General features: G+C 47.3%; 4 protein-coding genes and 1 CRISPR repeat array (1 of these 5 only partly in view). Of the genes, 3 read left to right on the forward strand and 1 reads right to left on the reverse strand.

All coding sequences use genetic code 11. From position 1 onward, the window contains the following. Positions 1–3: 3 nt before the first annotated feature. The gene (locus HRU79_07950; protein QOJ26583.1) at positions 4–972 is read right to left on the reverse strand and encodes a WYL domain-containing transcriptional regulator; all 969 of its coding nucleotides are present in this window, start codon (positions 970–972) and stop codon (positions 4–6) included. Positions 973–1,283: 311 nt separating this feature from the next. On the opposite strand from HRU79_07950, the gene cas9 reads away from it, so the two are divergent. Genes cas9 through cas2 form a run of 3 tightly spaced genes read left to right on the forward strand, consistent with a single transcriptional unit; the run spans position 1,284 to position 5,673 of the window. Further along, complete coding sequence (cas9, locus tag HRU79_07955; protein QOJ26584.1) at positions 1,284–4,460, forward strand: type II CRISPR RNA-guided endonuclease Cas9; 3,177 nt, start codon at positions 1,284–1,286, stop codon at positions 4,458–4,460. Continuing rightward, positions 4,457–5,353, forward strand: coding sequence for a type II CRISPR-associated endonuclease Cas1 (gene cas1, locus HRU79_07960; protein ID QOJ26585.1), 897 nt, complete (start codon positions 4,457–4,459; stop codon positions 5,351–5,353). Before cas9 ends, cas1 begins: the two co-directional genes overlap by 4 nt. After that, complete coding sequence (gene cas2, locus HRU79_07965; protein QOJ26586.1) at positions 5,284–5,673, forward strand: CRISPR-associated endonuclease Cas2; 390 nt, start codon at positions 5,284–5,286, stop codon at positions 5,671–5,673. The genes cas1 and cas2 overlap by 70 nt, the downstream gene beginning before the upstream one ends. A gap of 103 nt (positions 5,674–5,776) precedes the next feature. Next, a CRISPR array of direct repeats spans positions 5,777–13,622; the repeat unit is 35 nt; unit sequence CTTTCAAAGATCTGCTCTAGTAGCCAATTCACAAC (it continues 2,594 nt past the right edge of the window).

A 13,622-nucleotide genomic window follows, 5' to 3' on the forward strand; every position in this document is an offset into this window, starting at 1 on the left:
AGCTTAGCCGTTCGCCGGTCCGGCATTCACCATGGCAACAAGTTCGGGAGGGGAAAGGGGCTCAAGCTTGCCGCGCCACGACGCAATCCAAGCTGCCAGCTCCGGATTTACCGGTGCGGTAAGATTAAGTAGTAGGGCACCATCGGCAGTGTGCGTAAAGTGTTGTGAAGGGTGCCAGGTCCGGGATGTGAAGAAATCGGCGAAGGTATTGTTAACGCGAATAGTTACGGCATGGATTGGACCGGAGTGGACGCCAAAGTGTGAGTTGCGATACAGTTCTTCGTTAAACTGATGGAGTGGTAGTGTGCAGTCCGGATCCTCTTCGATGGCAATAATCCGGTCGGCAGCCAGATTCATATAGTTGCGATATTTAGGATGCCAGGCGGCCACGTAGAGTCGGCCAGCATGTGAGATTAGCCTGCACAATGCAACCACGTACGACCTCTCGTTATCATCATGGAGTGCCCGGTACGTAACGCGCGTCCACGATTGCTCCAATATACTGCTGATAACCATGTTTAAGATATGTGCCGGAACTTCCTCGGTTACCTGTCCCGGTGTTACCACCTGCAGCAGATCGGAATCCAGCAGCACCGTCCCCGGGGCCAGACCTTCCAGGCGCTGTGCCAGCGAAACAACATCCTGTTCAACCTGTGTACCCCTGAACTGTTGCAGAAACCCCTTCAGCACGTGGAGTGACAAAATTTCATTCGTGCTAACCGTTAGCGGCGTGAGAGTTCTGTATGTTGCCGGCACCCACCATCGGTTTGTTCTGCCCTCCTGCTGACAGCATAACGGCACACCTGCCGCCTCGATTGCCCGCAGATCGCGCTGAATCTGGCGTCTGGACACGCATTTACCCTCATTACTCTCGGCCACCCGTTCGGCCAGCTCGGCAGTGGTTAGCTTCCTACCCGAACTGAGTGCCGTTAGAATCCGTACTACCCTTTGCACCTGTTGTGATTCTGCCATACACGAATGTATGAAAGCGGGCGACACCATACGTCGCAATAACTGTTTAGTTTGAAAAATGTACTGATAGTGGGACGCAGGTGCAGTCGGGTGCTTGGAGTGGAGCTTGGAATACAAACCAATACAATGTAACTTTATGAGCCGGGACAGTGAGGGCAAAAAAAAACCTCACCAGAAGTGAGGTAAAGGCTTTTAGCCAGCGGAAACTCTGTTTCCTTATTGTGAATAAGGACCAGAGCAGATCTTTGAAAGCGTTTCAAACTTACAACGGTACAATTTATTTGTCAAGTTTTTTTTAAAGGGGCTAAACAATGAGTACGGTACTGGGGTTAGACATCGGCTCGAATTCAGTAGGGTGGGCATTAGTGGATATCGAGAACCAGTCTATTACAGCAATGGGCGTCAGGATATTCCCTGATGCGGTAGAAAACAAGAATAGCGAGCGCGAGGAGAGTAAGAACGTAGCGCGCAGAATGAAACGTCAGCTTAGGAAACAGTATGACCGACGCAGACGGCGTGCGAAGGTGGTACGGAGCATCATGGTTAAAAATGCGCTGTTACCGTTAACGGAGGAGGAGTTGGATCGGTTGAATACTTCCGATCCGTATGAACTGCGTAGCCGGTCTCTTACCGAAAAACTGGAGCTGTATGAGATTGGTAAAATTATCGATCATATCAATTCAAGACGAGGGTTTCAGAGTAACCGGAAGTCCAGTAGCGAGGAAGAAACCAGTGGTGTGATTATTGACGGAACAAAGGACGGTTTGAAACCGGGTATCATGGCAATTGATGAATCGCTGAACCCGAAGCTTCGGAAGTACAAAGATTACCTGGCGGAGAAAGCATCGATAGTTAAGAAGTTGCCGGATGTAAAACACGGGTACAGGACGATGGGTGAGTATCTGTACAGCCTTGATCCGCATACGGTGCGCCGGCGCAACAGATTCACGCTCCGTGATCATTACCGGATTGAGTTGGATCTGATTTTGGCACTGCAAGCCAGGTATTACCCAAAGGTTCTTACTCCGGAACTGCAGGAACAGATTCTTGGCAGTGTGTTCCATCAGCGACCATTGAAATCTGTACGACACTTAGTGGGGAAATGCAGGTTTGAACCCGGTAAAAAGCGTGTTCACAAAAGTCACCCGGAGTACCAGCGCTTCAGGTTCCTGCAGCAGGTGAATGCCTTGCGCGTAAATACGACCGATAGAGTATCGGGCGACGATACCGATTTGCTTCCTGAAGAAATTTATAATCTTAAACTTATTGCAGAAGCTGCAGCAGCAAAAGGCAGGGATCGGAAACTAAAACTCGAAACCCAGGGGGATATCAAGAAAGCCCTTGGATGGAAGAGCAAGATTCCTGCTACTGCAAGTGTGACGTCAGTTGACCTGGAGCGGACGATTGCCGACATGCGCAATGCTCTTGGCAGAACATACATTGATGGATTGCCAAGGGAGCAGGTACATGAACTGTGGAACGTACTGCAGTATGCCGAGGATTTGGACTGGGTAATTGATTGGGCGCAGAAAAAGCTTGGCGTTGATGAAACAAAAGCCAGGGCGTTTGCTGCCATCAAACTGGAAGACGGCTATGGAAGCGTGAGTCTGCGCGCAGTCCGCAAAATTCTGCCGTTTCTTGAAGAAGGTGATCTGTACAACGAGGCCGTTGTACATGCAGGATACAACTTTCATGACGAAGCACTTGACTTTCAGATTACCGACAGGGTGCCGGCACTGCTCCCCGAGGATGCCAGGAACTCAATGGTACAGCGTTCGTTTGCCGAAACACGCCGGATTGTAAATGCAATTGTACGGAAGTGGGGGAACCCTGATGTTATCCGGGTTGAAATGGGACGCGACCTGAAGCTCCCCGCTAAACAACGTGCTAAGATTGAGAAGGAAAACAAGAAAAACCAGACCCAGAACGCTAACGATAAAACGCGGCTTGAAAAAGAGTTCAAGATTGATGATGCGCGTCGATCGGATATTCTGAAACTGCGCTTATGGGAAGAGCAGGACGGCAAGTGTATGTACACCGGTAAAACAATTGCCAAGAATATGCTGTTTAACGGCACTGTTGACGTTGACCATATTCTGCCGTACAGCCGTACCCTGGATGATAGTAAGAACAATAAAGTTGTCTGTCTGCGAGAAGTAAACCAGGCAAAAGGGAACCGAACACCCTGGGAAGCGGCCATGGCCGGCGTCCTTGATTTTGAAGCACTCAAGGAGATGGCAAAAATATTACGTGCAAACCATAAAATAACTGATAAAAAACACGCCAACCTCCTGATGTCGGCCGAACAATTTGCCGAGCGTTTTTCCGATGACCCCAATAACGGATTCATTGCCAGACAACTCAATGATACCCGTTTTGCCACTCGCTTAGTATCGAAGTATCTGCGAACCGTAACAAAACGGGTAGAAGCACCTACAGGAGCAATGACGGCCATGCTGCGCAGGTTCTGGGGGCTGGATGGAGTACTTCCGGAGCTGGCTTCGCTGGGCAGGGCGTTTGTGGCACCGGTGCTGGAGGGCGGACGGAAGGACAGGAATGACCACCGACATCATGCCGTTGACGCATTAACAATTGCACTCACCAATCAGAGCATAATTCAGAAGATCTCAACACTGAATGCGCGGTCAGAAGAAAAGTCAAAAGAACTCCGCGACGGCAGAATAAAACTCCCCGACGCACCAATTGCGGGCCTACGGAAACTTGCCCTTGACTGTGTGGACAGCATCATTGTAAGTCATCGGAAAACCAGGAAGGGCAGGGGGGCGTTGCACCAGGAAACCCTGTACGGGCTTGCCCGCACACATGGCGGTGAGCAACGTTTTAACGCGGCAGGAGTACCACAGTATGTTGTGCGTAAGCCACTTTCAGCCGGCCTCTCGTGTGGCGAAATAGACGGCATTGTAAATCCTGTTGTTCGCAACCTGGTATTACAGCGTTTGGAAGAGTTTGGTGTAAACACTTCACAAAAAAAATATACTATCCCCGAAGATGCCTTTGCGGCACCATTGTATTACGAACTCGCATCCGGCGAACGCCGTAGGATTAAGCGAGTACGGATCCTGGTGCCATCGACGAGTGCAGTTAAGCTACGAAAAGATGGGGTTTATGTTATTCCGTTTGGTAGTGACCATATGTTGTTTTATCGAGAGAATGACTCTCAGAAATATAAGTGGGAACTTAGGTCAAGGTTGGATTTGGCCAAAAAACTCCCTTTGCAAAAGTTAACATTATCAGAGGCAGAACAGGCGATCAGTTTGCGTGCAGGCGATTTGGTTGAGTTAACGAGAAAGGGAAAGATCGATGTTTACAAAGTACAAAAACTTTCTGGTGCCGGAGTTGGCGAAGTATCTCTATTCCATCACGCTGATGCTTCCGGAAATACAAAACAGTATGAACGTCCCACCCCCTCCGCAATGCAGTTTGAAAAACTTACCGTTGACATATTGGGAAACATTACACCGGAATGATAAAGCGCTCAGTTGTTATTCAGAACCGGTGCTATGTATCGGTTCTGAATAACCAGCTTACAATTGAGAACCGTGAAACCGGCGAGATGAATTCGGTGCCGATAGAGGACGTAGGGTATCTGGAGTTCGAATCAGCGCAGTGCACGGTAACCACTGCTGCGCTCTCGCGGCTTGCTGCCGGCGGTGCCGTTGTTGTAGTATGCAACCAGCGGTATGCACCCGAAGCAATTACGCTCCCGCTTGAAGGCAACACACTGCATGCCGAGCGCATTCAGATGCAGGTTAGTGCATCCACACCGGTAAAGAAGCGCCTGTGGCAGCAGCTTGTCCGATGCAAAATCAGAAACCAGGCTGCAGTATTAAAAACCATGGGGCTGCCGCACGCCACGGTTGCACGGTGTGCCACCATGGTTTATACCGCTGACCGGACTAATCGGGAAGCCGTTGCAGCAAAGGCGTACTGGCAGCAACTATTAAAGTTGTATGGAGTTACCAGGGATCCTGACGGACTGTATCCGAATAATTTTCTGAATTACGGCTATGCAGTTCTTCGCTCATCGGTAGCCAGGGGACTGGTGCGGGCCGGATTACATCCTGCACTGGGCATACATCACAGCAACCGTAGTAATGCCTTTGCACTGGCTGATGACGTAATGGAACCGTACCGTCCGTTTGCCGATTTGCATATTCTGCAATTCTGTGCTACACTGGTTGAACCCACAGAGCTTCAGCCCCCTCACAAGAAAGAGATATTGCAACTCCTTGTTCGCGATGTGCAGCACAGTATTGGCCGACGTCCGTTGTTAAACTCAGTAGAAGTTGTATGTGCCCAGGTAGCGCAAACCCTTGGCGGAAGCAGCACCGAACCGGATCTACCCATTTTACGCGCATAAGTGAGTACAGAGCCGTGTGGGTGATGGTGCTTTTTGATTTGCCGGTAACCACGGCAGCAACCCGAAAAGCATACACGCATTTTCATAAGGGGCTGCTAAAGGACGGATTCTCGATGTGGCAGTTTAGCGTCTATGTCAGGCATTGTGCATCTGACGAAAACGGCACAGTACACATCGAAAGGGTGGAGCGCATGATGCCCAAGGCCGGTAAGGTATCAATCCTGGTTATCACAGAAAAGCAAATGGCATCGGTCCGCACATTCTGGGGCGCTGTAAAGCAGGATAATCCCGGTGGCCCTCTCCAGCTTGAACTATTCTAAAAAAAAAAGAGCCTTAAGAACAAAGAGGTAAGTTCTTACGGCTCTTTATACACTGCAAAATCTACGTAACTACAATAAAAATATAAACACTGTAATACTAAGACTTTCAAAGATCTGCTCTAGTAGCCAATTCACAACGACAACAGAAGTAACAGGTACGATTGACGACTTTCAAAGATCTGCTCTAGTAGCCAATTCACAACGTTCAACAAGGCCATGAGCGCAGCACAAGGACTTTCAAAGATCTGCTCTAGTAGCCAATTCACAACGGTGTACGGCACACTATCGGCGATGACAGACTTTCAAAGATCTGCTCTAGTAGCCAATTCACAACGTTCCTTGTTGCCAGTGACAGCATAAACGACTTTCAAAGATCTGCTCTAGTAGCCAATTCACAACCGATGAGGAAGCCACAACCATAACCACCGACTTTCAAAGATCTGCTCTAGTAGCCAATTCACAACCCAGACCGGTAGGCTAATAGATCCGGCAGACTTTCAAAGATCTGCTCTAGTAGCCAATTCACAACCGCAGGTAGGGCTGAACGTGGCGATGCTGGACTTTCAAAGATCTGCTCTAGTAGCCAATTCACAACTGCGCGGGCGCATCTTCGACAAGCGCCTGACTTTCAAAGATCTGCTCTAGTAGCCAATTCACAACAAGTGGAGGTAATATGCCAATCGTAAAAGGACTTTCAAAGATCTGCTCTAGTAGCCAATTCACAACCGAACGGACACTCAAGTGCAGTGGCTTCTACTTTCAAAGATCTGCTCTAGTAGCCAATTCACAACGGGCATTGGCGGCGGCTTGCTGGCCGGTATACTTTCAAAGATCTGCTCTAGTAGCCAATTCACAACAGACCAACGGTGTCATCACCCTTACCACCAACTTTCAAAGATCTGCTCTAGTAGCCAATTCACAACCGGGGCGTTGGGGGTGTGGCGCCACGCGGACTTTCAAAGATCTGCTCTAGTAGCCAATTCACAACGGTGTTTTGGATCGACTGCGACGAACGGAACTTTCAAAGATCTGCTCTAGTAGCCAATTCACAACAGGGCGCGTGGTGCGTGTCCGCTGGCGTGAACTTTCAAAGATCTGCTCTAGTAGCCAATTCACAACAAAACGAAACGGGATAGCTCCCCGCTTCGACTTTCAAAGATCTGCTCTAGTAGCCAATTCACAACACTTCTTTACGCTACTGAGGAAGAGCGCATACTTTCAAAGATCTGCTCTAGTAGCCAATTCACAACTAATGCGGGGCAAAGCGTTAGTAACCGTGTACTTTCAAAGATCTGCTCTAGTAGCCAATTCACAACGCAAATCAACACACTATTACTAACGAAATTACTTTCAAAGATCTGCTCTAGTAGCCAATTCACAACAATCATCCGCATTGGCGATATCCTTGCCGACTTTCAAAGATCTGCTCTAGTAGCCAATTCACAACGCAAAGCGGGTCGTACAAGCAAGAAGGGGAACTTTCAAAGATCTGCTCTAGTAGCCAATTCACAACCCTGCACTTCGGGAGTGACAACCGCCCAAGACTTTCAAAGATCTGCTCTAGTAGCCAATTCACAACTATTTAGCTTGTCTACGCCATCAGCTATAACTTTCAAAGATCTGCTCTAGTAGCCAATTCACAACAAGGCCACCGATGGCAGCGCCGACCACACACTTTCAAAGATCTGCTCTAGTAGCCAATTCACAACATTCGCCGAGTGGTGTGCTTACACGATGGACTTTCAAAGATCTGCTCTAGTAGCCAATTCACAACCGTCGACAGTGCGCAATGCAAACTCCGATACTTTCAAAGATCTGCTCTAGTAGCCAATTCACAACATTGCGTCCGGTGTGTCTAGTGTCCAGATGACTTTCAAAGATCTGCTCTAGTAGCCAATTCACAACCACAGTAGCGGCTGACACCACCAGCGGCGAACTTTCAAAGATCTGCTCTAGTAGCCAATTCACAACCGTGGAAGCCTTCGTAATGCTCGATGACGACTTTCAAAGATCTGCTCTAGTAGCCAATTCACAACCGGGACAAGTATCTACGCATCAACTGATGAACTTTCAAAGATCTGCTCTAGTAGCCAATTCACAACTTATACAGGTGCGGATATACCAGCAGCTCACTTTCAAAGATCTGCTCTAGTAGCCAATTCACAACCATCACGTACCTCAGGGACCACGCTAGTGAACTTTCAAAGATCTGCTCTAGTAGCCAATTCACAACGCATTCGATCCACAGCACAAGGGCGTAGGGACTTTCAAAGATCTGCTCTAGTAGCCAATTCACAACGGCTCGGTATGCGGCTCGGTATGCGGCTTACTTTCAAAGATCTGCTCTAGTAGCCAATTCACAACTATCCTTGCCGGCGATATGGCGCGGGCTGACTTTCAAAGATCTGCTCTAGTAGCCAATTCACAACTACAACAAATGCATGATAAGCAAAGAGATTACTTTCAAAGATCTGCTCTAGTAGCCAATTCACAACGGCTTTCGAGTTGGGCAAAAGTGTCGGTCAACTTTCAAAGATCTGCTCTAGTAGCCAATTCACAACCAAATCAACCGTTGTCATGTACGTTGGTAAACTTTCAAAGATCTGCTCTAGTAGCCAATTCACAACATTGGACGACGCTGAGGACGGGGCTAATTACTTTCAAAGATCTGCTCTAGTAGCCAATTCACAACCACACCCACGCCGGAGCAAATCGCGAGAGAACTTTCAAAGATCTGCTCTAGTAGCCAATTCACAACCGGCGTGAAGTCCCTGCGCCCCGCAAACGACTTTCAAAGATCTGCTCTAGTAGCCAATTCACAACCATCGCCATCCTCGTTGTATACTTCGGCAACTTTCAAAGATCTGCTCTAGTAGCCAATTCACAACAGAGCGGCCCTTGTATGAAGCCTTGCGCAACTTTCAAAGATCTGCTCTAGTAGCCAATTCACAACTTTGCAGATACTCAAACCCACGCAAGCCGACTTTCAAAGATCTGCTCTAGTAGCCAATTCACAACTCATGCGTACCTGTTATGTGTGTGTGAAAAACTTTCAAAGATCTGCTCTAGTAGCCAATTCACAACAGAACTGGCTGCTGCTAGGGCTGCGGCTAACTTTCAAAGATCTGCTCTAGTAGCCAATTCACAACCTTTTCCATTGCTTCATATAGCAGTGCATACTTTCAAAGATCTGCTCTAGTAGCCAATTCACAACGCAGTTGTGCCTTTGGTGCGTGCCGTGTCACTTTCAAAGATCTGCTCTAGTAGCCAATTCACAACGTGCGGGCATGAGTACTAGCACGTACAACAACTTTCAAAGATCTGCTCTAGTAGCCAATTCACAACACCTTATTGACGCCCTTGTTATCTCACTCTACTTTCAAAGATCTGCTCTAGTAGCCAATTCACAACCAGCTGGTAGTACGGTTCTATAAGCCCGTAACTTTCAAAGATCTGCTCTAGTAGCCAATTCACAACAAGGCCACCGATGGCAGCGCCGACCACACCACTTTCAAAGATCTGCTCTAGTAGCCAATTCACAACACACAAGTACCAACTGTTCCTCTTCGCTTACTTTCAAAGATCTGCTCTAGTAGCCAATTCACAACTTACACCGCTGCAACCAAGCGGCTGGCAAAACTTTCAAAGATCTGCTCTAGTAGCCAATTCACAACACCACAAACGGCATCCCACTCAGTGGTGGTACTTTCAAAGATCTGCTCTAGTAGCCAATTCACAACGAGTGCGATGAGTGGTGCCACCGATATCAACTTTCAAAGATCTGCTCTAGTAGCCAATTCACAACAAAAAACCCAGTCATGTGTTGCCATATCATACTTTCAAAGATCTGCTCTAGTAGCCAATTCACAACCTTGTTGGGTAGCGGAAAGACCAAATTCAACTTTCAAAGATCTGCTCTAGTAGCCAATTCACAACTAAAAAAGATGCATAAGCTACTACTATGGAACTTTCAAAGATCTGCTCTAGTAGCCAATTCACAACCTTTTTCGTTGCCTGCTTCCAAGCTTCGAACTTTCAAAGATCTGCTCTAGTAGCCAATTCACAACAACCGACGAAGACGACAAGTTAAACATCGACTTTCAAAGATCTGCTCTAGTAGCCAATTCACAACGCGTGAGTCGCAGGATGATAATGGGTTAGGACTTTCAAAGATCTGCTCTAGTAGCCAATTCACAACAAAAATCTTTGAATATAATTCAGTCCCCACACTTTCAAAGATCTGCTCTAGTAGCCAATTCACAACGGTTTTTTGGATCGACTGCGACGAACGTATACTTTCAAAGATCTGCTCTAGTAGCCAATTCACAACACTAACGGCTAAGCTGGAACGCAACGCACGACTTTCAAAGATCTGCTCTAGTAGCCAATTCACAACAACACACGGGCGCTGGTCGTTTCATGAGCAACTTTCAAAGATCTGCTCTAGTAGCCAATTCACAACGGTTTTTTGGATCGACTGCGACGAACGTATACTTTCAAAGATCTGCTCTAGTAGCCAATTCACAACTTGTGGCGTTGACATACTCGGCTCTGCCGTACTTTCAAAGATCTGCTCTAGTAGCCAATTCACAACCACACAGCAGCGCAGGGATCGACACGGTAGACTTTCAAAGATCTGCTCTAGTAGCCAATTCACAACACGCACTGCACAATAGCGTAGTGGCTATGTACTTTCAAAGATCTGCTCTAGTAGCCAATTCACAACCAAAGCTGCTGCTGACATCGACGCCAAACGACTTTCAAAGATCTGCTCTAGTAGCCAATTCACAACCTGCGCACCAATCTAACGCCCCGCACGTGACTTTCAAAGATCTGCTCTAGTAGCCAATTCACAACTGCAAAGGTGGTCTACCCATATCTGCAAAGACTTTCAAAGATCTGCTCTAGTAGCCAATTCACAACCTATCCCGTGGCGAGCATGCCAGAGGTGTACTTTCAAAGATCTGCTCTAGTAGCCAATTCACAACACGGATTGTCTTGTATTCGGTCTCTGGGAACTTTCAAAGATCTGCTCTAGTAGCCAATTCACAACAGGCGCGCGTGTTGGTTAACCAATCAGCGACTTTCAAAGATCTGCTCTAGTAGCCAATTCACAACGTTCATGGCAGTGACCATACCACCGAACAACTTTCAAAGATCTGCTCTAGTAGCCAATTCACAACCCTTCCACGCGTTGTATGGGGCCATGACTGACTTTCAAAGATCTGCTCTAGTAGCCAATTCACAACTAACGTTGTTTACTACTTGGATAGTCTGTAACTTTCAAAGATCTGCTCTAGTAGCCAATTCACAACAGCCAAGGCAGCAATAGACAAGCTACGCAACTTTCAAAGATCTGCTCTAGTAGCCAATTCACAACTGCCGACCTGTATGAGCACCTAGCTTTCGACTTTCAAAGATCTGCTCTAGTAGCCAATTCACAACATTTTGTTGTGTGCCTCTTCACCGCTTGTACTTTCAAAGATCTGCTCTAGTAGCCAATTCACAACCACGCTGAGATACACTAACGCGGCAATGCACTTTCAAAGATCTGCTCTAGTAGCCAATTCACAACGGACGTAGTTATTTGCGATGTTGACTTCAACTTTCAAAGATCTGCTCTAGTAGCCAATTCACAACACAACAGCAGCTCGCGGGACTCGAAGAACAACTTTCAAAGATCTGCTCTAGTAGCCAATTCACAACAGAACTGGCTGCTGCTTGGTATGCGGCTTGACTTTCAAAGATCTGCTCTAGTAGCCAATTCACAACTGGCCGTCTTCACTAACATATATCTTTTGGACTTTCAAAGATCTGCTCTAGTAGCCAATTCACAACAGACCTGCCAGCCTATGCCATGCGTCAAGACTTTCAAAGATCTGCTCTAGTAGCCAATTCACAACTCGTTGCCGTCATGGTTACTGGTGGCTTGAACTTTCAAAGATCTGCTCTAGTAGCCAATTCACAACAAACGCGGCTGCGCACCTCTTCAGGGATCAACTTTCAAAGATCTGCTCTAGTAGCCAATTCACAACGCTGATGCCATGAGTGTTGCCCTGCCATACTTTCAAAGATCTGCTCTAGTAGCCAATTCACAACCAACGACGGCTGTGACCTGCTGGCCAAGCACTTTCAAAGATCTGCTCTAGTAGCCAATTCACAACAGTAGTTGAGCACGTCCTGTTGGGCTTCCTACTTTCAAAGATCTGCTCTAGTAGCCAATTCACAACATAACGAGCTTATGACCAGCGCGTACAATCACTTTCAAAGATCTGCTCTAGTAGCCAATTCACAACCCAATGGTGCGCAATGATACCTGCATGCCCACTTTCAAAGATCTGCTCTAGTAGCCAATTCACAACCAAGCGCGCCGAAGCGTGAGCGAATGCCCACTTTCAAAGATCTGCTCTAGTAGCCAATTCACAACGTTTACGCGGTGGATGCTTGGGCTCACCAGACTTTCAAAGATCTGCTCTAGTAGCCAATTCACAACGGCTCGGGATGCGGCTCGGTATGCGGCTTACTTTCAAAGATCTGCTCTAGTAGCCAATTCACAACCCTTCGGGAATCCGGTCTTCAGGTACGACAACTTTCAAAGATCTGCTCTAGTAGCCAATTCACAACTGCCCGATGCGCTGGCAGTCTCGCGCAACAACTTTCAAAGATCTGCTCTAGTAGCCAATTCACAACGATAAAGGAAGGTTGGCTCAATCGCATCTTACTTTCAAAGATCTGCTCTAGTAGCCAATTCACAACGGACGCATAACATGCCAGCATCAGGATTGACTTTCAAAGATCTGCTCTAGTAGCCAATTCACAACAACAAGGGCGTCAATAAGGTCATCGTGATACTTTCAAAGATCTGCTCTAGTAGCCAATTCACAACGGTACTTGTTGCCGGGCACGTACGTTGCCAACTTTCAAAGATCTGCTCTAGTAGCCAATTCACAACGTAATGCTTAGCACGTTTCTCGGCATCGAACTTTCAAAGATCTGCTCTAGTAGCCAATTCACAACCATACTAATAGACAGCCCTCCCTCTCTGGACTTTCAAAGATCTGCTCTAGTAGCCAATTCACAACAGCCGACTTCCGTGCCAACGCAGTAACGGCACTTTCAAAGATCTGCTCTAGTAGCCAATTCACAACCAAACAGAAAATCGAAACACTGGCAACGGAACTTTCAAAGATCTGCTCTAGTAGCCAATTCACAACTGCGTTAGGGGTGAACCTTTTCTCGTAGTACTTTCAAAGATCTGCTCTAGTAGCCAATTCACAACTTAGTAGCGTCATGGTGTGTTAGTAATGGACTTTCAAAGATCTGCTCTAGTAGCCAATTCACAACTGGTGGTGTGCGCATGTATTCGGGCGGCAACTTTCAAAGATCTGCTCTAGTAGCCAATTCACAACAAAACGAAACGGGATAGCTCCCCGCTTCGACTTTCAAAGATCTGCTCTAGTAGCCAAACGAAACGGGATAGCTCCCCGCTTCGACTTTCAAAGATCTGCTCTAGTAGCCAATTCACAACTCAGCACCCAATCAGTAAATTTCTTGATGACTTTCAAAGATCTGCTCTAGTAGCCAATTCACAACCAGTCGAGGTCACTGCCGACAAAGACAGCACTTTCAAAGATCTGCTCTAGTAGCCAATTCACAACGGTCGTGCTGAAGGGCCGCAAGGTCATGTAACTTTCAAAGATCTGCTCTAGTAGCCAATTCACAACAAACAGGAGGACTATAATAGCCTACGGCTCACTTTCAAAGATCTGCTCTAGTAGCCAATTCACAACAAACAGGTGCGACGTACCCCAAGGTGCGGAACTTTCAAAGATCTGCTCTAGTAGCCAATTCACAACGGCAACGCTTGAGGCGACGGCACAAGCGAAACTTTCAAAGATCTGCTCTAGTAGCCAATTCACAACGGATTCGTTGGCAGGTGCAAGCACGGG

Source organism: Ignavibacteria bacterium, from assembly GCA_015709655.1.
GTDB lineage: Bacteria > Bacteroidota > Ignavibacteria > Kapaibacteriales > Kapaibacteriaceae > OLB6.

Bases quoted from the DNA above. Each gene is read 5' to 3' on its own strand.
- HRU79_07950 (QOJ26583.1), bottom strand. From the start codon at position 972: ATGGCAGAATCACAACAGGTGCAAAGGGTAGTACGGATTCTAACGGCA.
- cas9 (QOJ26584.1), top strand. From the start codon at position 1,284: ATGAGTACGGTACTGGGGTTAGACATCGGCTCGAATTCAGTAGGGTGG.
- cas1 (QOJ26585.1), top strand. From the start codon at position 4,457: ATGATAAAGCGCTCAGTTGTTATTCAGAACCGGTGCTATGTATCGGTT.
- cas2 (QOJ26586.1), top strand. From the start codon at position 5,284: ATGTGCCCAGGTAGCGCAAACCCTTGGCGGAAGCAGCACCGAACCGGA.